Source organism: Mycoplasma sp. 888, assembly GCF_035609225.1.
Lineage (GTDB): Bacteria > Bacillota_I > Bacilli_A > Mycoplasmatales > Metamycoplasmataceae > Mycoplasmopsis.
On sequence record NZ_CP141192.1, the window covers coordinates 251,097 to 276,351 of the forward strand.

The 25,255-nt window shown below is 28.2% G+C and carries 18 protein-coding genes; 13 read left to right on the forward strand and 5 right to left on the reverse strand.

Features of this window, described 5'->3' with window-relative positions:
• Positions 1-3: 3 nt before the first annotated feature.
• From U5U50_RS01230 to U5U50_RS01240, 3 genes are read left to right on the forward strand one after another with little or no spacing between them, the layout of a single operon-like run.
• Positions 4-1,254 (forward strand): ABC transporter ATP-binding protein, encoded by a 1,251-nt coding sequence (locus U5U50_RS01230; RefSeq protein ID WP_324673156.1) that lies wholly within the window; start codon positions 4-6, stop codon positions 1,252-1,254.
• A 3-nt stretch (positions 1,255-1,257) separates the two neighbouring features.
• Positions 1,258-2,583, forward strand: coding sequence for an ABC transporter ATP-binding protein (locus tag U5U50_RS01235; RefSeq protein ID WP_324673158.1), 1,326 nt, complete (start codon positions 1,258-1,260; stop codon positions 2,581-2,583).
• Between the two features lie 43 nt (positions 2,584-2,626).
• The gene (locus U5U50_RS01240) at positions 2,627-3,730 is read left to right on the forward strand and encodes a variable surface lipoprotein (RefSeq protein ID WP_324673160.1); all 1,104 of its coding nucleotides are present in this window, start codon (positions 2,627-2,629) and stop codon (positions 3,728-3,730) included.
• A 203-nt stretch (positions 3,731-3,933) separates the two neighbouring features.
• Here the strand turns inward: U5U50_RS01240 and U5U50_RS01245 are convergent, their stop codons facing one another.
• Positions 3,934-4,764 (reverse strand): MAGa7180 family putative nuclease, encoded by an 831-nt coding sequence (locus U5U50_RS01245; RefSeq protein WP_324673163.1) that lies wholly within the window; start codon positions 4,762-4,764, stop codon positions 3,934-3,936.
• A 319-nt stretch (positions 4,765-5,083) separates the two neighbouring features.
• Here U5U50_RS01245 and mip point away from each other — a divergent pair, with 319 nt between their 5' ends.
• The 10 genes from mip (at position 5,084) to U5U50_RS01295 (ending at position 21,147) form a co-directional block, all read left to right on the forward strand.
• Positions 5,084-7,420: an Ig-specific serine endopeptidase MIP gene (mip, locus tag U5U50_RS01250; RefSeq protein ID WP_324673166.1), complete on the forward strand. Its 2,337-nt coding sequence runs from the start codon at positions 5,084-5,086 to the stop codon at positions 7,418-7,420.
• A gap of 19 nt (positions 7,421-7,439) precedes the next feature.
• Positions 7,440-9,800: a putative immunoglobulin-blocking virulence protein gene (locus U5U50_RS01255; RefSeq protein ID WP_324673168.1), complete on the forward strand. Its 2,361-nt coding sequence runs from the start codon at positions 7,440-7,442 to the stop codon at positions 9,798-9,800.
• Complete coding sequence (locus tag U5U50_RS01260) at positions 9,778-11,262, forward strand: MSC_0624 family F1-like ATPase-associated membrane protein (protein WP_324673171.1); 1,485 nt, start codon at positions 9,778-9,780, stop codon at positions 11,260-11,262. Before U5U50_RS01255 ends, U5U50_RS01260 begins: the two co-directional genes overlap by 23 nt.
• Positions 11,263-11,265: 3 nt before the next feature.
• The gene (locus U5U50_RS01265) at positions 11,266-11,766 is read left to right on the forward strand and encodes an MSC_0623 family F1-like ATPase-associated protein (protein WP_324673174.1); all 501 of its coding nucleotides are present in this window, start codon (positions 11,266-11,268) and stop codon (positions 11,764-11,766) included.
• Positions 11,756-12,640, forward strand: coding sequence for an MSC_0622 family F1-like ATPase gamma subunit (locus U5U50_RS01270; protein WP_324673176.1), 885 nt, complete (start codon positions 11,756-11,758; stop codon positions 12,638-12,640). Before U5U50_RS01265 ends, U5U50_RS01270 begins: the two co-directional genes overlap by 11 nt.
• Positions 12,640-13,098, forward strand: coding sequence for an MSC_0621 family F1-like ATPase epsilon subunit (locus U5U50_RS01275; protein ID WP_324673178.1), 459 nt, complete (start codon positions 12,640-12,642; stop codon positions 13,096-13,098). The genes U5U50_RS01270 and U5U50_RS01275 overlap by 1 nt, the downstream gene beginning before the upstream one ends.
• On the forward strand, positions 13,089-15,050 hold the full coding sequence (locus U5U50_RS01280) for an MSC_0620 family F1-like ATPase-associated subunit (protein ID WP_324673180.1): 1,962 nt from the start codon (positions 13,089-13,091) through the stop codon (positions 15,048-15,050). Before U5U50_RS01275 ends, U5U50_RS01280 begins: the two co-directional genes overlap by 10 nt.
• A 9-nt stretch (positions 15,051-15,059) precedes the next feature.
• Positions 15,060-16,607, forward strand: coding sequence for an MSC_0619 family F1-like ATPase alpha subunit (locus U5U50_RS01285; RefSeq protein ID WP_324673182.1), 1,548 nt, complete (start codon positions 15,060-15,062; stop codon positions 16,605-16,607).
• Positions 16,607-17,965, forward strand: coding sequence for an MSC_0618 family F1-like ATPase beta subunit (locus U5U50_RS01290; protein ID WP_324673185.1), 1,359 nt, complete (start codon positions 16,607-16,609; stop codon positions 17,963-17,965). Before U5U50_RS01285 ends, U5U50_RS01290 begins: the two co-directional genes overlap by 1 nt.
• A 122-nt stretch (positions 17,966-18,087) precedes the next feature.
• Positions 18,088-21,147: a hypothetical protein gene (locus tag U5U50_RS01295; protein ID WP_324673187.1), complete on the forward strand. Its 3,060-nt coding sequence runs from the start codon at positions 18,088-18,090 to the stop codon at positions 21,145-21,147.
• Positions 21,148-21,306: 159 nt separating this feature from the next.
• Here U5U50_RS01295 and U5U50_RS01300 read toward each other — a convergent pair whose 3' ends face one another.
• From U5U50_RS01300 to U5U50_RS01315, 4 genes are all read right to left on the reverse strand, one after another.
• Positions 21,307-21,909 carry a DDE-type integrase/transposase/recombinase gene (locus U5U50_RS01300; protein WP_324672456.1) on the reverse strand — a complete coding sequence of 201 codons (603 nt, stop codon included), beginning with the start codon at positions 21,907-21,909 and terminating at the stop codon, positions 21,307-21,309.
• A gap of 200 nt (positions 21,910-22,109) precedes the next feature.
• A complete protein-coding gene (locus U5U50_RS01305; RefSeq protein ID WP_324673189.1) occupies positions 22,110-22,529 on the reverse strand; it encodes a hypothetical protein in 420 nt (139 codons plus the stop codon).
• Positions 22,530-22,585: 56 nt separating this feature from the next.
• Positions 22,586-22,969: a hypothetical protein gene (locus U5U50_RS01310; RefSeq protein ID WP_324673192.1), complete on the reverse strand. Its 384-nt coding sequence runs from the start codon at positions 22,967-22,969 to the stop codon at positions 22,586-22,588.
• Between the two features lie 402 nt (positions 22,970-23,371).
• Positions 23,372-25,249: an ABC transporter ATP-binding protein gene (locus U5U50_RS01315; RefSeq protein WP_324673194.1), complete on the reverse strand. Its 1,878-nt coding sequence runs from the start codon at positions 25,247-25,249 to the stop codon at positions 23,372-23,374.
• Positions 25,250-25,255: the final 6 nt, after the last annotated feature.

Genomic DNA, 25,255 nt, shown 5'->3' on the forward strand with positions numbered 1-25,255 from the left:
TTTATGAAAAAAGATAATAACTTATCTAAACAATCAGATAAACAATCATTCAAGTCTAAATGAGAACACTTTAAAAGAAAAATAAATGTTGCAATCACAAACGCTTTTTCTGGTTTTGGATTAGGAAACAGAAAAAATATGTTTGATTGAGAAACATTTATGGAAAATGTTGAATACAAAGAATTTTCAGATGGAACAAAACTTAAAATTGCTGCAGAAATTAAAGATATTCATTTATCATTCTTAAACCCATCAGTACCAGGTCAAAAGAACAAAGTTCTCCGTGGACCATCTATTCAAATTTATGAAGGAAAAGTTCACGCAATTATCGGTGAATCTGGTTCAGGTAAATCAGTTATTACATCTCTTCTTTATGGACTTACAGGAGATAATGCTGTAATTGATAGTGGTGAAATTAAACTTTACAATAATCACGTTGAGAAGTTCTCAATGCGTGATTGAGAACGTTCACACTATAGAGGAAGAGTTGTTTCAGCTGTCTTCCAAAACCCTATGTCTACATTAAACCCAACTATGAAAGTTGGAGCACAAATTATGGAAGGTATGCTTGTTAACAGAGTTGTTAAAAACAAAAAAGAAGCATACGAACGTGCTGTAGAATTTCTTAAATTAACAAAAATTAATGACCCTGAAGCTGTTATGAAATTATACCCACACGAAATGTCAGGAGGTATGATTCAACGTGTTGTTATAGCTGCTATTGTTGCGCTTGAACCAAAAATTTTAGTAATGGACGAACCTACAACAGCTCTTGATCCAACAGTACAAGCTTTAGTTCTTGAAGTTGTTAAAGAATTACAAGAAAAACTTAAATTATCAATCGTGTTTATTACTCACGACCTTGGAGTTGTTGCCTCGATAGCTGACTACATTTCAATTATGTATGCAGGTCAAATTATTGAAGAAGGAACTACAAGAGAAATCTTAAAATATCCACAACATCCATATACTTGAGGTTTAATCTTAAGTATGCCTGACGTCAATAACGGTAAAAGACTTTCAACAATTAGAGGTTCAGTTCCATCTAACTTAAATAATATTGTCGGAGATGCTTTTGCAGTTAGAAATGATTACGCACTTGGTAGAGATTTTGAAGTTGAACCTGACTTTTACTATGTTTCAGAAACACATAGAGTTAAATCGGCGCTTTTAGATAAAAGAGCACCTAAATATACACCACCTGCACACATTGCAAAATTATGAAAGGAGTTTTTAGCAAGTTCTAAAAAATAAGTTATGAAAAAAGACTATTACATAGAAACACAAAAAAAATTCCTTTTCTGAAAAAAAGAATTCATAAGATATAACATTAAAGGTGTAGATGAAATGTTAAAAGTTCCTCAAGGCAAAGAAGTTTTAGCAACATTAAGAAACGTGGATGTTACATATGGTTCTCGTTCAAAAGCCTTTAGAGCTGTAGTAGACTTTAACTTAAACATTTACAAAGGTGAAGTTTTAGGTATTGTTGGTGAATCTGGTTCAGGTAAAAGTACAATTGGACGTGCAATTATCGGACTTACACCACACAGCTTTGGACAAATCAAAATCCTTGATAAATTATTACCTAAGAAAATGGTTAGAGGATTTAAATTCGGTAAATCACTTAAAGAATATAAACAAATCGTTAACTTTATGATTAATAAAGTACAAATGATTTTTCAAGATCCAGCTAACTCACTTAATCCACATGTTAATATTGAAACAGTTGTTTCTGAAGGTTTAACAAATACAAAGAACTCTAAAGAAATTTACTTATTTAACTACGACCAAGAGGTTGTTAAACATTTATACTCAATGATTGATAAAAAAGAATACCGTTCTTTATTTGGAAAGTTCAAAGAAGAACTAGATCACAAAATTTCAATTAATGAGAATATTGCATATGATGCTTTATATGTGGACTTTGAAAAAACGATTAATCAAACTTGAGGTTTATCAGAAGTTGCTGATAAGTTAGTTGAATACAAGAAAAAACGTGAAGAATTAAATAAATTAACAGAAAATGAATGCAAAACAATTTTAGTTAAAGACATTCTTAAAAGTGTAGGACTTGATGAATCAGTTTTAAAACGTTATCCACTTGAATTCTCAGGAGGACAACAACAACGTATCGGTATTTCTAGAGCTGTTGTGCTTAGACCTACATTACTTATTGCTGATGAACCAATTTCAGCGCTTGATGTTTCTATCCAAGCACAAGTTGTAAACATCTTTAATGAGCTTAAAGAAAAATATAATCTTACAATTGTATTCATTGCCCACGACTTACGTATGGTTGAATATATTTCAGATAGAATTGCTGTTATGAATAAAGGTAGATTACTTGAAGTTGGTACAACTGAAGAAATTATGAAGCACTCACTCCATCCATATACAAAATCATTACTTGAGTCAGTTCCATCAATTGATTCTGATAAAGGTAGCTTGTTAGGATATGAATATAATCCTGCAATGCATAATTACACAGAAGATTATCAACCTGAATGAATTAAAATCAATGATAATCACTTTGTGTTGGCTACACCTAAAGAAGTTCAAGATTGAAAAAATAATATATATTAATTTAAATTCAAATAACCTAATAAAAAAATAGAAAGGAGGCTATATGAAAAAAATTAATAAAAGAATTTTATTTGGTAGTTTTTCATTAGTTTCAATGTCATTACCAATCATTGCTCTTTCTTGCAATAATACAAACAATCCACAACTAAACTTGAAAGATGATAAAACAAATCCAAATCCTGAAATTACATTCGAGCAAAGCAAAGCAATTGTAATTTCTCAAGTCGAATCATCATATTCAAACTTAACAGAGGAACAAAGAGCTAAGATTAAAGAATTAATCCAAGCATCAGAAAACCAAGAACAACTTAAAAACATTCAAACAAATGCTAATTACTTAAATCAATTAGTTCCAAGTTTAAAAGAAGTTATTGCAGATTATTCAGATGTTAAAACTAGCTACAAATATACAAATGATGACCAACAAACTAGAAAAGATGGATTTAATACTGCTTACAATAATGTTAATAAAGTTATAAATTACTTGGATTTTTCAAATAATGGAACTGCATTAAACTTTGATGTTAACGCACTTAAAGTCGCCTACAATGATGCTAAAAATGCATTAGCTGGTCAAGAAGTTGAAAAGGGTCCTAAACCAGCTATGTATACAGATGCAGCTACAAGATTCGGTAAATGATTCACACTTCCTGAAAGTCAAGAAGTTGCTTACACAATAGTTGATTCAACTAAACAATTTGAAGAAAACACATATGAAGTTCATACATTAGGACCAGTAGTTGATAAAAAAAGAACATTTCCAATTAAAAACTACAAAACTGATACACCAGAATTACCTAATAATATTCAATTTTCTATAAGTGATTTCCAAACACATCAAAAAATGATTAAACTTAGACAAAAGGTTCTAGATACTTTCTTTAGATTAATTGTTAAATCAGATGGTAAGAAAGTTTATGAATTCTTCAACCATGATACAGCTTATGCACCTACTAGATATGCAATTAGTAAATTAATGTTAATCATTGATAAATTAATTATCACAGGTAACATTTATGAAGAGTACTTAATTGAATTAGAGGGTACAAAGGATGATTCAACAGTTAATATATTAGATGAACCAGCACATAAATATTCATATTATGCTATCTTACCTAAAGTAGAGCAAATGAAAAAAGCTGTGTAGTAAGTTTAAAAGTCAAAATTAAGTAGCTTATGCTACTTTTTTATTACAAAAAGCACATTAAAGTTTATTCCCTGAGTTTCCAAGTTGGAAGCTCAGGTTATATTTTAAATTGTGTAAGTTTTTTGTTTTTTTAGTTAAAAATACTAAAACATCTAGTATAAAGGAACAAAAAAATATTAACCATTGCTGATTAATAAATTTTGCTAAGCTTTTACATTGAAATCAGCTTTACCTTCTTGTTTTCATTTGTTTAAAAGTTTCTCTCATTCTTCAAATGATTCACATTGTAAGTATTCAAGTTGATCTTTGTTAATTAAAGGGTCAAATTTAGGAGATTTATTTGTATTTGTGTAATGATAATATCATTGTTTGACTTTCTTAATATCATCTTCAACATCCGCTCTATTAACAGGGAATGTGTAAGATTTCATTCTTCTTTGGTTAATATCCACATTTTCAGGGTTTAAATAATCTCCTAGATCATCTCTTAAGAATAAAGCGATAATTGAGTAATGATTAGCTCCTTTTAAATATGAATAAAGTTGTGCTTGTTTTCTATACGAAGGGTCAACATCTTTGTCGCCTCAAAGTTCATATTTCTTATCTTGTGCTGTTTTGATTTCAAGAATCATATTTGTCGAAGGGATGTACCCATCAGGAACTCCCATAATAACATCATCTTTGTCTTTAAAATAGTTATATTCATAATCAGCAGCAACAAAGTTTTCAATCACTACATTAGGGTGTATCTTTCTTAAGAAATCAAATATTTTAGGTTCTAAAATAGTACCTGCATTAATGTATTTTTGTGATAACACAGGTAATTTTAAGTGTGCAATATGACAAAATGCATTAAATTCATTTTTGAATGTATCCTTAATTAAAATCTCAGAAACGGTGCTTCCTCCTATTTTTTTGTATTTTAAAAACTTATTATCAGATTTAAGTTGTTCAATCATATGATCTTTTAAAACAATCACAGTATTTTCTCAATCAATTTCATAATCTCTCTTGTTGTAATATTGTCTAGCCATATTCTTAATTTTAAATTATTTTTTAGTTAAAAATTATATTATTTTATAAGTTATTTAATAAATTTTTATTTTTAATAAAACAAGTCAAAATTAGTCTAAAAAATACGCTTTAAATTCATAAATAAATTTCATATGTGTTATCATTAAGTTATAAGTTATAATTACCTGAATATTTACATAAAATACAATTAACTTATTCACAAATTAATTTGTAAGGTGTTATAATTTAATGTTAGCATCAATATATATATATATATATATATTATTTTTTAATTTAATTTTTTCAATTTTAATGATGCGAATAAATATGGAGTAAATTATGAGAAAAAATAAATTTAAATTAATGTTACTTGCAACATTTGGATCAATCGTTTCAATTTCATCTTTAGGTATTTCTTGTGGACAAACAACACCACAACCTGAAAAGCCAGCAAATCCTAAAAATGACGATCCTCAAAACCCTAAAGATAATGGTGGTAATGAAGGTTCTAAAGTTATTGTGGAACCTGAAATTCCTAAAAAACCTACAAATCAAGGTGTTGGTTTAAATATTCCAGGTATGCCTGAACTTTACAAAACAGATCCTGCAGCATATAAAAGACTTTCAGAGTCAAAGAAAAATGTTCTTGATTTACAAAGATATGTAAAAACTCTTAAAGATTACCGTGGTGATTATTCATCAAAATTAGCCAATAACTTAAAATTAACACCAGAGCAAATTAAGGCATATGACAAAAAAGCTCAAGAAGCAGGTCAACCTACATTCGAAAGTGCTGTTGTTAGAAACTTCTCTGTCGTAAACTCTGATGGAACTTTATCATTAAACCCATTAAGAGATGACACAAAAGCAGCTTACTGAGATTCAGTTCCTTTAAATAGAGGGTTGCCTAGATATTTAGCTAATGAAATGTACAAGAAAACCGCTCTTCAATCTTATGCTATTAAACTTTCAAACACTAACTCATTAATAGATCAACACAGAACGTATAATGGTTCTGCATGAATTTTAGATTACAAACTTGATGAAAATGGATATCCAACAAAATGATATATCGCAACAAATATTCACGTTATTCAAGCATTTGCTGCATCAACTGCAAATGCTTCAAATCAATCAAGATTCAAACACATTAATGATTTACAAGCAGAAGCAGATAACTATAATAAATACACAAAAGTAGTTAAAGATGCTGATGCAGAATACAACAAATTAATAGAAGAAGTTAGTGCAAAAATTAAAGCTAAAGATGATGAAATCAAGTCATATGAAGATAAAAAATATGAAGCTTTATCTGCAGGTAATCAAGCAGAAGCTGATAGATACGAAAAACAAGCTCTAGCAGTTAAAGAAAATGAGTTACCACCTTTATATGCAGAAGTTCAAAGGATTCAAGTTGAACAATGAAATCCAAAATGATTAACAAAATATAATGAAGCTAAAGACTGACTTAAAGAAGGTGTAATGGGTGAAACTGTAGGTATCCAATTATTCCACTTTAACGATGAAACTCCAATTGATCAATGATTAAAAGTTAATGAACTTCAACAAACAGTTGATGTATTTAGTTTCAAACCATCACAAGTTAAACTAGTTTACGCTGGTCTTGATTTCTTAAAAACTAGTCCAAGAGATTATGTAGATCCAAATTCACCATTATCACAATTAGAAGAAGCAGCAGACTTTGCTGTTCTTGAATTTGATTTTAGCAATTCAGATAATACATATGAATACAACTCAATTATTGGAGACCCACAAAACACATTTGGTGAACTAAAATCAGTTAGTTCAGCTGCTGAATTAGCTAAATTAGCTACAAGTAATTTTGCAGACTGAAATGAAAACGAAAAATTCAAGTTTGCTACAAAGAGTTTAAAGGCCACATATCAACAAGATGAGCAAAAAATGATACCTAATGTTAGATTAACAAACGATAAAACTGCAAATATCCCAAAATCAAAAATCAACTTAATTTCAGTAGCCTTCCCAAATGCTAAAACTGACCACTTATTTAACCGTAAGGTGTTAGAAAAATCTGAAGTTGCAATTATTGATTCAGGATTTAGTCAAAGTATTTGAACTAATAAACCTGTTTATGTTGCAGAAGGTCAACAAGTTGATAAAAAAGTATTCACAAAAGAATACGGAAGTGGATGAAACAAATCACTAAGTGTAAGAAATTTCATCGATATGCCCGGTGTATTTGATATTACAATCGTTTCTCCATTAATTAATTCAAGCAAAAACGAAGGTTACAAATTTGGTGTAATTAGAGATTCTGATTCACCTTACACAGGGGATAGATACTTAAACTATGGATTGGGTTACTCATTAGGTGCTTGACAACCTTTATCTGGTGCGTCAGGTTCATCAGTTAGAACAATTGATAATGAAATTGTTGGAATTAACTATGCAACAGCCGACTCAACAGGTGTGTCATTAACTGCTTTAACTCAAGCATTCAGGTCTGAAGGTGAATCTTACAATGATTTCTATGGTAAATACAAATTAGAACAATATGACTTAATTTACGGTGGAGGAGAAAATCAAAGATCATCATACCGTGAAGCATTAAATGAGTTATATCCAAACATTCAAACTTACTTATTCAAGCAAGGAGCAAATTTAATTCCTCAAGAATACAGATTCAACAAATAATTAAAGAAAGTTATTAATTATGATTAAAGCTAAAAGAAAAAAAATAATAATCAATATTGGTGCCGTTTCTGCACTAGCTGTTGTAGGTGTTGTTGCAGCTAAAACAATTAGTGATAATGCTAAACCAAAAACAAAAGACTTAGGAGTTATTACACAGTCACGTGGAATCACTACAGTCATCAATGAAAATGATGTTTTATATAGTGACAGAAATTCTTCAAACAAAGATAATAACTTAAAAATTAAAGTCAAAATCGAACCAGAAAAACCAGCTGTTGAAAATCCAAAACAAGTAGAACCAGTACTTGACCCTGAACCAGAAGAACCAGAGGATCCTGTTAATCCAGAACCAGATCCAGTAGAACCAGTACCTGACCCTGAACCGGAACAACCAGAGGAACCTGATAATCCAGAACCAGATCTGGTAGAACCAGTTCCTGACCTTGAACCAGTAAATTCAGATCCTGTAGAACTTGAACCTACTGATCCTTCTCCTGCACCTGATCCAGAATCTGAACCAGATCCTGTTCCAACACCAGAACAACCAAAAGAACCTGAACCAGAAGATCCGGATAAAGCAGATGATAGTGTTTATACAGAACAACCTAAAATTCCAGAACCAGAACCTGAGCAACCTACAGAACCTATTATTGAACAACCAATTATACTGACTCCTCCAGAACCAGAGCCAGAACCAGAGCCAGAACCAGAGCCAGAACCAGTACCCGAGCCTGAACCAGATCCATCTACAGAACCTTCAAAAGCAATCGAAGGTTACGCTAACCCAGAAGCTGCAAAAGATTTAGATTTTGCAACAATTAAACCTAAACCTATTGACAAAATTACAAAAGTCAAAGAGGAAATGAAGAGAGAAATCAGAGAAAATCTTTCTGTTATTAAAGGCATATTTGATAAAAATCCAAATGATTTAACAGAAGCTGATAAAGAGCTTTTAAACAAGAATTTCATTAAGATTGCTAATAATAATCCTCAAAATAATTATTCAGATGATGCAGATTTCTCATATATTTTTAAATTGCTTAAAGATCCTCAACAAGCATACGCATTTAAGATAACACTTGAAACTATAAATAGAGAACTTGAAAATTACCTTAACAAAGGTATGGTTCCAAGTTTCCATTGAGGTGATACAGGATTTGGTAGTTTTGCACATGTTAACTTAGAAGATAATGTTGTGCGTAATGCATATATAGCAAAACATAAAAATTCATATTTTGCTTATGAATCACAATATCATAGAAATTCAAAACAAATTAGAAATTTTGAATATGAAGGGTTCTCTAAACAAAATAAAACTTCTGAATATTCAAGATATGGAGCAGGTGACGATAAAGGGATTGAAATTTATGAATACAAACCAGAAAGTGCTATTGCAAAAGAAAAAGTCAAAACAAACAAAGTTATGGCAATTCTTGATGCAGCTAACACTAAAGGTTACAATTCATTCTTAAATTTTTTAGATAAAGTTAAACAAGCTAACAAACAAATTGATGTACTTGTAATTAAAAATATGGGTCTTAAAGATAAACGTCAAGAATTTAGACACATTTTAAGACAACTTCCTGAATCAATTCAAAAATTAACTTTATTCTTCGAAGGTAAAGATACAACTTCACTTATTGCACTTAAAGATAAGCAAATCCAAGAATTAGACCTTTACAGTTCAAATGACTTATTAAGTAAAGACTGAGGAATTGACCCTATTGCATTACGTGGTGTAAAAAATATTACATTTGACTATACATTTGCAGCTATGCAAGACAATACAAATATGCCAGGTTCAATTGTATTTAACAGACTTAAATTTGATAAAGATGATACTTTAGAAGAAATCAACGAAGGTCTTGATATTGCATTCAAACATAGATACAATGAAAGAATTTTCCAAGGAGAATTCGGAGATGGTTCTTGACCTACTTGACTTGACTTCTCATTAAATAAAAACATCAGAAGTCTTGAAGGAATGCGTTTCCACGATAGAGTATTTAAAAACTTAACTCTTTACAATAACACAAATACATTCACAGTTAATGCTGATACATTAGCAGCTCAACAATGATCTGCAATGCTTATCAAAGGACCTGAAAGACCTAAATTACACTTTGTTAGTCCTGTAGAAGTTAACACATTATACATTCAAGGTAATGCACGCGATTTAGACAATAACTGAGGTCCAGAATTATATGGATTAATTGAATCAGGTAAAAATGTATTTAGAAAAATTTACGTAGATAACCAAACAATGGCTGACAGATTAAATCGCTCACAAGCATTTACTCAATTTGGTAAAACAGCAGTAGTCAAACCAGCTAACTTTGATCCAAATGGAGGTGAAGATGCAGAAATCTCATTCAGTTAATAGTAAAACCAATTTATTACAGTTAAACTGAAGTAAAGAAAATATTCTTAAATTAATTTCACTTGTACTTTCATTCTTGTTAATAAGCTCAATCGGAATTGTTTTCAATCACCTTATTAACAAAGGTGATCAAACAGAAATTGATTATTCAATTCTGTTTGATAGAAGTTTAAAAGTAAACTCAAGTATCAACTTCTTTGTTTTGTTCAACTTAACTTTATTATCATTGCTGATAATTATCGCTATGACTAAGAGTTATTTTGTCATAAACAAAAATAACTTGAAGTTTTCAAGTTACATCTACTGATATGTTGCATACATTACTTATGCACTTATTGCATTTGGATTTTATACTTTTACTTTTATAACTACTACAAAAGATACTTCTGCAAAATGATTGATTTATAACTCATTTTTACTTATACCACTTTTAGTTATTGATTTAACTTTTGACGTATACACACAAGTTCAAAAATCAAGAAATTTCTCAATTAACATCAAAAAACTAGTTTTAGATTCAAGTTACACTATAATCAAATACGTTTTAGTTGGAATTGGATTATCAATGCTAATTTTAATGGTTAATAATGTTCAAGTTTCAAAGTCTAAAGATGGAAGCGTTGAAACACAAAGAATTGTTGGTATTTTTGTAAACAATGTTTACATTAATAAACTAACTAGAATTTTCAGTGAAAATGCAGTTTACAAAAACTTATCTATTTTTGGATTAGTTTTTGCACTTATCTTACTTGTAAGTTTAAAAGTTTATTCAAATATTTCAAACTTATCAAGTGTCGTTTACAGAAACAGTTTATTTTCATCACTTACAAAATTAATTTTTGCATTTATCTTACCTGTAATCTTTTTTGCAATTTACACACTTACAAAATACGCTTACAAACCAATTGATATTAGTGAAGATACAAACACAAAAGTTGCTTTATTTGTTGTATTTATTACATTAGTTGTAATACTAAATGGACTTGTGATTGCAAGTAGATTTACAAAATTCAAAAATCAATTATTAACAAACAAAACAGCATTTGTAACCTTAGAATTAATTTTATTATTTGTTTTATTAATTGGAAGTACTCAATTAAACTACTTCCACAGATTGATTATCAACTTATTATTCTTTGTTTTATTTGTAATTAACTTTGGATTAGTTAAATACAATAAAGCTAACAAATTAAATAATTTAGAAAATGCAATGCTTTTAGCTATGTTAGTTTTTCTAACAATTTCATTAGTATTTAGCATTTTCTTACACGCTACATTAAGCAATGATAACTGAGCATTATTAGTGCTTACAAAGAACTGAGACATAGTAACAATTTTTGCACTAATCACAATTATGCTTTACATTCTATTCGCACTTTCATCTACAGCATATATTGGTTTTATCAAGATATTTGCTTTGTTTTATGAAAAAAGAAAATATTTTACAAAGAGAGGTAAATAATTTATGTTTATAAAAAATAAAATGAAAAATAAAGAGCTTTTAGCATACTTAGAAAAAGCAAAAGTTTATCAATCAAAATTATTTGCTGACTTTAAAAGATTTAAAAGCAAACCAACTTATGTTTCAAATGAAAGTTTCTGAAATTCATTTTTAATTGAATATAACTTAACTGAAAAAGACTTAAAACCTTTAACAGATAGTATCCAGAAATGAATTAACAGAAAAAATAATCTTTTATTAGATAAATTTATTATCACTTGAACTATTGATTCAAAATTTAGTTTATATGACCAAATTCCTAAAGCTGAACAAAAACAAAATGTTTCTGTATCTGATACATCACTTAGAAGTTCTGTTTCACAATTGAATTCAGACTTTAATGAATATTTAAACAAATTAATTGAAGAGAATTACATTATCGAATTTATACCAAGTGTCCTTTTATTAAAAGAAAACAATGTTTATAAATTATTCATAGATTCTGGGATTATTAATGAACAGTAAAACCATTGAATCAAAATGTAATTCTCTTAAAAAGATTTATAAAATCGTTGAATCAAAGAAAAATATTACTTTAATTAACTTGCTTAGACTATCTAAACAAATTGGTTACTGTTTAGATAGAGCTAACTATTCAAAATTCATAATAGAGCAAATTATTGATAAATATTCAATCAACGATTTTGCTCTTAACAAAAAAAGTGATTTGCTTACTTTGGGCAGATTAAAAACACTTTGAATTTACATTACAGAAGAAGAAAAATATAGTACTAACTCATATCAAAGACACGAAAAGTACTTACTCCGAGCAATAAACAAATCTAATGATAGCATTATTGCTATCGGTCAAAGAGCAATCAAGTTTGCTAGTGACAACGAATTTAATATCTTATTTAGCTTTCAGAAAAATGAAGTTGATTACTTAAATGAACTACTTCCAAAAATTATTATTAACAACTTCAAAATTAATGATTATGCAAACTTAAACTTTGTAATTAACTCAACAAAGATTAAAGAAAAACATATTCAGCTTCTTCCTGTAAATATGAATAACTTTAAGCTTAAACACCATCAACATAGTCAATTATTTAACTCAAATATCAACACTCATAAAATTTCACAAGATTTAAATGAGTTTATCGATTCAGAGACTGAGTCTTACTTAAACTTTGCTATTTCTTCACTTTTAACTGAGTCAGCTTTAATTTATGAAAAATATAAGTTAGTTGCTCAAAATAGTACTCTTAATGATTTAGAAGAAAAAATCAAGTTTCAAAAAAGACAATTCTTAAAAGTTAAAAGAGAAAAAGAAATTGAACAAATCTCAATGCTTAGCAAGAAAAAAGACTTATTACACGAAATGAGAAAGGGGAACTAATGATTGATTTAACTTTAGTATCAGCAAAAAATGTTAAAAGACATCTTAAGATTTCTGAATTAAAAATCAATCATCAGTTAAAAGATAGTTGACAAAAAGTTGAGAAAAACGCAATTTCAAGTCACAAAAAAGTTTTATGTTCACTTAAATCAAATTCAAAAGAATACTTTTTAATATTTGATTCATTATTTGTTCAAAGTAATGAAAATCAAATTGTCCTTTTCTACAATAATTCATTTGATACTTTTGTACAAGATGGCAAAAATAAAACCCAATTACACTCATTAAATAAAGAATACAAAGAACTTAAAAGAGAACTACTAAAAACAAAATTTGCTTTATATGCTTCTAACGACATTGATTTAATCAACAAATTGGAAAAGCTAAAAAGGAAAGCATTCAAGCTTAAAGCTCAAATTTACTTTTCATTATTTGAAAATGAGGATTTATGAAAATAAGAAGATTACTTAAATTAGGTGCCATTTCTTCTTCATTAGTATTACCGCTTTCGGTTATTTCAGCAACCACAACTGAAAACGAAACAACAAATAATGCTACTGAAACAGAAAAAGAACCTGTTGCTAATTTCCCTGAAACAAAGGAAATGCAGAAAAACATTTTCAATGAAAAATTACCGTTAGTTCTTGAAGAGTATATTAAGAAGCTTGAATTAGAAGTAGCAGACTATGAAAAGCAAAATTTAGCAGAACCAAATATTGAACATTTAAAAAGAATTACTTACTATAAAAAGTTTGCAGCTTTTTTAAAATCTAAAAAAGATCAAATAGTTTCAAATCCAATTGAAAATGGATTTAACATCATTTTTCCTAATTTACTTACAAATGAAACTTACAAATTAGGAGACATTACTTACTTTAAAAATGATTTTGGACCAGTTATGATCGGTGAAGTTGCACCTGATAACTACCAAAAAGTAAGTGCTATAGACACAGAAGGAAAAGTTGCTATTCCTGAGGATGCAAAAGTAATTAATAATCAACTTACTCAAAGTGCAATTTTAAATCAGACAAATAGCTATATTGAATCATTATCTTCATCTTGAAGAGACATTCTTTTGGAAAAAGAAGACTTTCCTAAATTTGCAAAAGATGAAGAAGTTTTCAAAGTTTTAGATGATGATGCAAAATTAGATTTAAATATACCTAAAGGTTTTGATTCTTGGGATTCTTATTTCTTATCAGTTCTTAATAAAAGAACAATGAAATTTGACATCGAGAAAAACCAAGAATTCAATGAAGTTGTTGAAGAACCTACTCTTCCAATCTTACCTGAAGACAAAATCGAAGAAGACCCAATTTTAGTTTCAGTTGCTGAAGAAAACGTTCCTAGACTTTCTCCAATACTTACAGGTGACTATATTAACAGTTCAAATACAGAATTAATTAGTTTAGTTAATTCAGAAAATGCTAAGTTCAATAATGAGGCAGTTTTCTTCTTTAATCCATTATTAAAACTACTTAAATACAATGTTACAGGTTTAAGAGAAGAAGAAGGTAAATTAATTGCAACAATTACTTTAACAAACACATCAGATGAAAAGCAAACCTCATATGAACGTGAAGTTACTAGATATCCTGATTCGCAACATGCACAATCAATGCAAGTTGTAAATAATGCAATTGAATCGTCAATGTTAGGTTACTATGATGCACTTGGAATTACTAAGGATTTAGTTTTCGAAAAACTAGGTAATAGAAGACTTCAAGAAATTGTCTTCGATCAAATCTTTGTTGCAGTAAAAATTATTAACAATCAACAATTCTCAAACATCATAAATGATGCAGTCAAATACTACAAGGACGCAACTTTTAAAAATGATAAAGGTGATTTAATCAACCTATCTTTATCAGAAGACTCAAAAGATGCATTCACTAACTCTATTCACGCACAAACAATTAAAGGAAGAACTTACTTTAATTTATTAACTAGTGCATATAAAGACTTATATAGCGAGTTTTCAAAACAAATTTCAGTACCTGAAATTAAATCAGTTATTGAAACTAACTTAAATTCATTTGGTTTCTCATTCAGCAATGTTAATGAAGCTTTATCAACTTTAAGAGATTTAATTTTAGACTTAGACAGAATTGAACAAGTAAGCACATTTAAAAATCAACAATTTCAAACTTTCAATGTAAAGTTAGAACAAGTTCAAAAACAATTCATTAATTTGGGTATAGTAACACAAAACAAAAATATCACTAATGAAAGTGAAAATGTCAGAGCGCAATACCAAAAAGCTTACAATGAATTGATTCTCAAAGAAAATTTACAATCAACAAAAAACACAAACATTGTTTTAATTACAATCGGTACACTTATTACACTTTTATTAATTGGAACAATAATCATTAGCACTTTAAACAAAAAGAAAGCTAATTTAAAGTAAAGGAAGAATATGGAAAATAAATTATACATATCAGCCATTTATGACTATGTCATTGAAATAAGTGGCCAAACAAATTACAAACAAAATGAAATTTACCATTTAAAAGATAACAAAGATGCTTTATTGATGGTAATTTCAGCAACAGAAAATCGTGCTTTTTGTTTAATTAAACAAAATCCTGAAGAATACAAAATTAGTGCAGAAGTAATTAGAGCTAAAGTTGATACAAAAGTTAAAACTGCAAAAAACTACTTCGGAAAAATCATTGATATTAACGGTGACATTTTATTCCCTGAAGTTACTAAAGAAAAATTCCAATACTATGAGCAAGCTTCAGAAATCTTTAACGTTAATAACAACTTAATGTCTTATATGCCTCTTGATGAACAATTAAAAACTGGTTACTCAGTAATTGACTTGCTTATTCCTGTTGGAAAAGGGCAAAGAGAACTTATTATTGGTGATAGAAAAACTGGTAAAACATTTATTGCTTTAAATACAATCATTAACCAAAAAGGTAAAAATGTTAAATGTATTTATGTTGCAATTGGACAAAAACAAAGCGAAATTGCAAATGTTTACAATTTACTTAAAGAATATGGTGCTGATGAATACACAATCATCTTAACTGCAAACAGTGATAAACCATATGAACAATATTTAACCCCATATATTGCTATGGCTCACGCTGAAAATGTTTCTTGTGAAGACGATGTTTTAATTGTGTTTGATGACTTAACAAAACACGCAAACATTTTCAGAGAAATTGCTTTATTAATCAACAAACCAGTTGGTAAAGAAGCATTCCCTGGTGATATGTTCTATGCACACGCTAGATTACTTGAAAGAAGTGGTAAATTCCACAATAGAAAATCAATTACTGCTCTTCCAATTATTCAAACAGTTGATAACGACATTACATCTTTAATTGCATCAAACGTTATTTCAATTACAGATGGTCAAATTGTTACAAACTCAGAATTATTTGCGCTTAACAAATATCCGGCTATCGATGTTAACTTATCGGTTTCACGTATTGGTGGTGGAGTTCAAAATAAATTAATGAATCAAAGTGCAAAAATTGTTGGTAAGTTATATAAATCATTTAAAAAACAAGCTAAACTACTTGCTGTTAAATATGACCTTAATGATGACGTTAATTCACTTATGTTAGGAGGGGCACAAATTGAAAAAATGTTTAATCAAAAAGGTGTTTCATCATACGATGAAAAAGACATTTACTTAATTTCACGTATCATTCAATGAAACTTATTAAATAACTTATCTGATTCACAAATTAATCAAGCAATCAAATTCATTATTGAATACGAAAAATCTAATCCAACTTGCAACAAAATTGTTGAAGATTTAATTAACAATACAACTAAAGATCCTGAATTAGTTAAAAACTACTTTGCATTCTTACTTAACAAATATTCAAATAAATTCAATTTACAATGACAATTACCAACTGCTAAACAGTTTCTAACTTCAGACGAAAAACTAATGGACCAAATTCACAGCAAAATTAAAAACGAATTAAAAGGAAGTAAATAATGAGTGCTAAAATAACAAAATTATGAAGTGACGTAATCGAAATTCAATTCAAAAATGAAAAGTTACCAGCTATTAATTCACTTCTTAAAAGTGATAATGGTTCATATTTATTAGTTAAAAAAATTCTTAATGAAAATACTTTATTAGCAGTTATTGTAGACTTAAAAGATAACTTATCAATCAATGATAAAATTGAAAAATTAAACCATTCATTTATGGTTCCTGTTGGAAATGAAGCAAAAGGACACATTTACGATGTGATTGGAAATAACTTAAGCTCGCCTAAAACAAAAGTTACTAAAACAGTTGAAATGGATTCGACAATTGTAACAAACACAAACTACGAAAAAAGAGCACAGCTTTTAACAACAGGTATTAAAGCTATTGACTTTTTTGTTCCTATTTTAGATGGAGATAAAATCGGTATCTTTGGTGGAGCTGGAGTTGGTAAAACTGTTTTAATGAAGGAAATTATTTTCAACCTATCAAAACAAAAAACTAACACATCAGCTATCTTCATTGGTTCAGGAGAACGTTCAAGAGAAGCTATTGAGTTATACAATGATTTAACTGAATCTAACTTAATGCAAAATTCAACAATGTACATTTCAAGAATGAACGAAAACCCAGGTTCAAGAATGAGTATTGTACCAGTCGGAATTACCGCTGCTGAATACTTAAGAGATAACAATAAAGAAAACGTTTTATTATTCATTGACAACATTTTCCGTTTCTTACAAGCTGGAAATGAAGTTGCTGCATCACTTGATAAAAAACCATCTATTGGTGGATATCAAGCAACTTTAAACACTGAAATTTCACAAGCCGAAGAAAGACTTTACACAAATGAAAATGGTTCAATAACATCATTCCAAACAGTTTTCTTACCAATGGATGATTTATCTGACCCATCAGCTGTTGCTGTATTTAACCACTTAAATTCATCACTTGTGCTTTCACGTGAAATTAGTGCTAAAAACATTTTCCCTGCTTTTGATCCGTTAGTTTCTTCATCAAACAATGTAAATCCTGAAATTATTGGTTCAAAACACTATCAAGCTATTTTAGACACAAAATACATCTTACAAAGATATAAAGAAATTGAAGACGTTATGCTTATCTTAGGATTTGACGAGCTAGATGACGAATCGAAAACAATCGTTAAAAAAGCATTACAGTTACAAAACTTTTTCTCACAAAACTTCTTTATGACTGAACATTTCACATTAAGAAAAGGGGTTTTTGTTCCTTTAGATCAAACTGTAGATTCAGTTGTTAGAATTATTAATGGTGAATTTATTGATGTAAATCCAGAAAAATTTGCTTACATCGGTTCAGTAAATGAACTTAGAAAATAATCAAATTTGCAAGCTATTTGAGCTTGCTTTTTTGTTGATTTTAATCTAAAATTTATTTAATTTTTTTAGTGATATAAGAGTAGTAATTTAGTATATTTAAAAGTAATAAAAAGGATAAATTTATGACTACTAAAACTTCAAAAATAAATAAAAAGATTATTATACTTTTAGCATCTGCAGGAGTACTTGGGGCAGTAACTGCACCTGCTGTATATTTTGGTCTAAAATACGCAAATAAAACTGAAGAAACTGCAGAAGTGACATTCGTAAACGCTTATACCCGAGATAAAAAGCTTGAAATTTTTAAGAATATAGCAAGTAAAAATAAAGGTAAATGAGAAATCACTAATCCTGATACAGAAAACTACGTTTTATTAAATAAATACGGAGAAACGGTTGAGAAGTTGATAAGAGATAAAGCTCCAACATCAACTGAATTTATTGAAATATGACCTAAAAATTATGATGTCCAAGTTTCAATAGCAAGAAATGAATTCGATCAAAACTGACAAGATATTCAAGATTTCGAAATTCAAGTTAATTATCAAGATGATGAAATAAGAATTAATGAACTTATTAAACAAAAATTATCAAAAGATGTTAAAGTTTCATCAATTTCAGGTGTAAGTCCTTGAACTTCAGAAATTCGAATTGAAATTGTTGAAAATAGAAAAACAATGACAATTAATTTTAAGGATTTAAATAATGATATTATTGCGACTATGACTCAAAAAATTAATATGGATGAAACTTCAATTACAGTTTCAGATTCATTAATTCCAGAGGGTTATGTATTAACAAATTCAAATAAACAAGTTGTAGATAGCATAACAATAAATCGAATTGAAAATGAAACTGTTGACGTTAAAGTTTGACCTAAAAACTATAGTGTGCAAGTTCTAATAGCTAATAATGAATCACATAGACAAGACATTAATAACTTTAGCATTGATGTTAATTATGAAGATGATGAAACAAAAATTAAAGAGCTTATTACTCAGCAATTACCTACAGATGTAAAAATTAAATCAGCTTCAGGAATTGAACCTTGAACTACATCAATAAATCTTGATATTGTTGAAAATAGAAAGACAATAACAATTAATTTCAAAGATTTAGATAATAATTTAGTTTTATCAACTGCTCAAAAAATTAATATGGATAAAAACTCAATTACCATTGACAGTAATTTAGTTCCTAATTCATATGTCTTAATTAATTCAAATAAAGAGGTTATTCAATCAATAATAATTGATGAAATTCAAAATAACGAAGTTAATGTAGTGGTAGCTCCACAAAGTTATACAGTTTTAATTAACATTGTTCAAAACAATACAAGTGATCAAATTGATAATTTTAATGTTCAAGCTACTGTGCAAGATGCAAAAGATAATTTAATTGAGTTAATTACAAATCAATTAGATCCCAAATACTTATTTGAATTAAGTAGTGAGTGAAATAAATTTGATAAAGTTGCAAACATAATTGTTAATGCTGTACAACCTACTGAAAGTAAAGATGATTACGTTGAATACATAAGAGAAAATTCAAATTCAGTAAATAAAGTAAAACAAAATGAAACAGTATTTGGTTCAGATCAAATTACAAACTTTGATTTATCTACTTTGGATGATTATGAAAATAAATCATTAAACGAATTAAAAACTCTTAAAAATGAAGTTGAAAATGTCCTTAACGTTGCTAATACAATTGCAACAGAAAAAGTTAATAAAGCATTTCAACAAATAGTTCAAATCTATAACAATCCAGATAATTCTAAATACTACTTAAAAGACTTTTTAGCTGATAAAGAAAACTTATCGTACAAATTTGAACACGACACAGATAAGGTTGAATTCTTTATTTCTAGATTAGACGAAATTAACCAAATTAAAGCTAATATCGATGAAAGAATTGACAAAGGCAATTTACTAAATTACTTAAAAACAAACGAGGAATATGCAACATATTTAGTATTAAATTGTCTAAATAATGCCGATGATGGATATGCAGATTATGTTATTGGACCTAGAAAACTTTTTGAAGGAACGTTTAAATTGTTATCTAGAGATAACACATCTAAATATCAAACTCTTTCAATTCGTGATTTAAAACCTTTATTTGATTCAGGTTTAATAACACTTCAATATAAAACTCATTTAAGAGGACGCAATAATGAACCTTACATTAGATTAGATAAAAGTTCAATTGACTATGATAATGAAGTTGTTGCATTTGAATATAATCACGATGATAATGAAGAGAGACTTCTTAGATTGCAAATATTAAATAATCAAGGAAACTATCCTTATTTAGCAAAAACATTTGTTAAAGAAGATAAAAGTCCAATAGCAAACTATTGAGTTAAAACAGGTGTAGTCCCTGATTTAACACCTGCTGCTTCAACTATTGTTCCTAACTCACTTGATGATTACTGACTATTCCCTAGAAAATATGAAATCAAATATAAGGAAAGATTTTTCGAAGATGGAACAACTAATGTAAATAAAAGCCGATTAAACAATATAATTAACAGTTATGCAAATAGTGTTTGAAACTACAAGATTTCTGATGGTACAGCATTTAATTATCAAAATGCTTTGTGAGTAGCACTGCTTCAAGCGTTTGTTAAAACAAATATAACAAGTGACAAGTTTATTATTGATAAAAACTCATCAATTTTTACAAAAACATTCACAGATGATGATTCATTTACATTTGTTTTAAATGCAACTGCATCTAAAAACTCTTCAACAAGAGATTTTGCAAACATCGGTGGAGCATTCTTTGAACAACTTATTGATTCATCATCTGCAAAACATGTAGATTTTGTAAGTGGAGATAAAATTAGAATAGAATTCGACTTAGATAATTCACGTTCATGACATTCAATTATTTCTGGCAATACATTGCCAACTGTTATTTCGAATAATTTAGGAGATTTTTCAAAAACTGCAAAAGCTTACAATTTTAATGGTTACTTTCCAATTAATGCAAGTTATTATGGAGATTTAAAACTTAAACTTTATGTAAATGACAATCTCATTTGAAATGCTTCTACATCAGATGGTACTCAAAGTCATATTCTTCCAATTTTTGTATTAGATAAATGAGACATTTCTGAATCAGACAAAAAATACGTTTTAATCTATACAGCTGGATCAAAAGTAGCAATTGGATAATTTAAATAAGGCGTAAAATTTGCCTTATTTTTTGTATTAAAATTAGAAACATTTATTTTATATACAATTATTTTGTTAGCAAAAAGAATTAATAGTGTAGCTTATTAAATAAATTAAGCAATTTGTACACATTAAACTAGGACAAGTCTTATAGACAATTTATAAAAAACTCAAAACATCTCAACATTGTTGAGGTGTTTTTCAATTTAACACAGATTGAAATCTTTCATTGTTATATCATTCAATGTAATCTTTGATAATGTTTTTGAGTTTATCAAAGCAAATTGTTTTGTAATTTACAAAGTTTAAACACTCAGATTTGATGTTTGAAAAGAAATATTCAACTTCCCTATTATCTAATGAATTTCCGACCCTACCCATAGATACATTACCATTGTTTTTGACAACTACATCGAGATATTTAGATGATGAATATTGAAATCCGTGATCGGAATGAAGGATTCAAGGTTTTTTAAACTTGATATCCTTGATGTGTGAAATAACTAAATCTGTGTCATTTCTTCTTGATAAGTTTCAATTTAAAATTTTCTTTGTTTTATGATGTATTGCAACTGAAAGATAAACGTGGTTTTCATCTATATCGTTTGGTGCTTTTATATATGAAACATCTGTCGCAATAATATTATTTGTAATTCCATTGTAATCTCTATTTACAAGATCTTTAATCTTAACATTTGTATTCTTGATTTCTCTGACTTTACGTTTTGGCCTAACTACACAAATTAGATTTAATTTCTTCATTATTCTTCCTAATGTCCTGTAATTTATGTCCATTTTATATACTTTTAGTATATAAACACTCAATCTTCAGCGACCAAAACGACCTTTATTTTCATAAAAGGCCTTTTTGACAATTGAATGTAATTCTTCATTTTCAGAATTTTGAGAGACTTCTTTGTCTAATTGCGAAATTTTCTTATAAAAAGTAGATTTTGGTATTCCTAAAAATATATAAATTGTTTATTTGTAACAGAAGATGATTTCTTGATTTTGCTTCAATCAATTTCCATTTTATTATCTCTGAAAATTTCAATCATAATTTTTATGAATTCATTCTTTTGCTCATCAGTCATTTCTTCAATCATTGAATCATCTGTTTCAATAGGTTTCTTTTCAGGCCTTCCAGAACCCTTCCCTTTTTTAGGAGCCGTTCCTGTTTTTGAAAATATTACAGTTTCATCTTTTTGATATTCCTTAAATTTATTTCAAATTCTACGTCTAACATTTTCTTTAAAGTAATCCTTATTATATTTTTCTGAAATATAAGATGCAAATTTGTATTCATATTCATTTGTGTATTCTCAATTTTCTATTCATTTGAATAGATTTAATCATTCATAATGTTTCAATTGTTTAGCCATTTGTAAAATCCTTTCTCTTATTGTAAACAAAAAGCAGACAGTTTTTTATTTTCTGTCTACTTTTCTTGTCCTAGTTTAGACTCAGAAGTGTTATTTAAATATTCATTAGTAAGATGATTATAAGCAACTATGTTATAAATGCAGCCAAAACCTGGAATGAAACACATTGCTAATACAGTGCTTAAAAACATTTTAGATAATTGTTTATCTTTATTAGTAGCGAATATTCATAATGATTTAAACACTAAATAAATATGAATACCAATAAAAGCGCCCAATAATCCAAAAACTAATGCAAATGCTGTTCATCCTATAATTTGATTTGCTAGCATTATCATAAATCCTATAAAACAAAAGAAGCCTATAAGTATTGAAATTACTAGATTAGCAATTGATAATTTTTTTAATCTTATTAAATCTTTTTTCAATGTTTGTGTCATATATACCTCATTTTTTAAATAAATATATGCTTTTAATATTATAACAAATTTTATCTAGCTATTAGGGATTAAAAATTTTATTAATCAATATTTATTTAATTCAAAACTTTTTTGCTTAAAGTCTAGTTCCATATGTGATACCGGTGTTACTTCATTATTTTGGAGTTTCGATGTTCTATATTTTATTGACTAAAACTACCGTAACCACTAAACATATTCTGAGTAATTCGCACCTCAGAAGTATCTCAATTTAATAACTTGATTTAAACTAGGACAAGAAAAATAGACAGTTTTTTTATTTTCTATCTACTTTTCTTGTCCTAGTTTATATACTATGTATATAAGTAATAAGGTAAAAGATATAAAAAAGAGCTTCCAACTTGGAAACTCAGGGAATTTATCTTAATTTTCGAATTCAAATTGCGATGTATATAGTTGATGGTAGAAACCTTTTTTGTCTAATAACTCTTTATGAGCTCCTTTTTCAATAATAAGTCCATTATTAACAACTATAATAACATCAGCATTTTTAATTGTGCTTAAACGGTGGGCAATAACAAATGTTGTTTTATTTTTCATTAACTCTCACATAGCTTTTTGAACGATTTGTTCTGTTGCTGAATCAATGTTTGAAGTGGCTTCATCTAAAATAAGTAAGTTTTTATTAGAAAGAATTGCTCTAGTCAATGAAAGAAGTTGTCTTTGACCTTGTGATAAGTTAGCACCATTGTTTTCGATCATTGTATCATAACCTTGAGGCATATTCATAATAAAATGATGGGCATGTGTCATTTCAGCAGCTTTAATGATTTGTTCATCAGTTGCATTTTGATTTGTCATTTTAAGATTATCTTTGATTGATTCATTAAATAAGAATGAATCTTGAAGCACAATTGTCATATGATCTCTTAATTTATCTGTTTTGATGTTTCTAAGTTCATTTCCATCAATTTTAATTGAACCTTTAGTGTAATCATAATATTTAGATAAAAGAGAAATAATTGTAGTTTTACCAGCACCAGTTGGACCAACAATTGCAACAACATGACCTGGTTTAATATCGAATGAAGCAGCTTTAAGTTGATATTCTAACTTATCTGGATTGTATTTGAAATATACATTATCAAATTGAACGTGTCCCTTAATTGAGTTAATAACAATTGTTTGATTTGATGTATCAGGTTCAGAGATTTCTAGAAGTTTGAAAATTCTTGATGAAGATGCAATTCCAATTTGTGCATTAAATGCACTTGATAAGATGTTTTGGAATGGCCCCATAAAGTTTCAGTTAAGGGAAATAAATAAGATAATAAATGCAGGTGTTGCATTTCCGTTTTGGTCAACTCCAAGTCCGATTAAGTTTCAAACAGGTATTTGTTTGAAATAAAAGATTGCAGCAAGACCTGAGATAAGTAAGATAACAAAGTTTGCTATAAGTGTATATCAGATGTCAAATGATTTAGCAATTACATCACCTTTGTAAGCACTTTTTCTAATATCATATGTGATTTTTTCAAGTTCACTATAAACATATGCTTGTCTATCAAATGAGTTAGTTACTTTTGTATTTGTTAACATTTCTTCAACAAAAGCATTAAGTCTACCGAATGAGTTTTGAACTTTAACAAAGTAAGGTTGTGATTTTTTAATTAGTAAGAAAACTAATCCAAATAAAATCAGTGTAATAGGTAAAACAATTAATGTAAGGAGTGATGAAACTAACATAAGTACAATAATTGTTATACAAATGTTAAATATACTTGTTACAACTTGAGTCATCATTTGGAATAATGAGTTAGCTGTATTGTTAACATCAACAATTAAAGTTGATATCAAGTCTCCTGTTTTGTTTTTATCATAAAAACTAACAGGCATTTTTAATATCTTTTCAAGCAATTCTTTCCTAAGTGTTGCACCAGCTTCAAAAGATAGTTTGATATATAACCTTTGTTCTACATATCTACAAATGCCGTACAAGATAAATGTAAGTGTAAGTGCAGAAAGCATTAATATAAAGTTAGTCAAATTAAATTTACCAGGGTAAGTTATTTGTGAATTAAGATAAGGTTCAAAGAAGATTTGTACAATAATTCCGATTAAGAAACTACCAATGATATAGAAAATAGAGTTAAGTAATGAAAATAAAAGAGCAACAAATAGTGTTTTTTTACTTCTAGAAAAGTATGAAAGTAATTGCTTAAGTGTCTTAAACACTTTAACTTGGTCATTAGCTTGTAGATCTTGAGTTATTTCTTTTTGTTCTTTTCTTAAATCAGACATATTTAC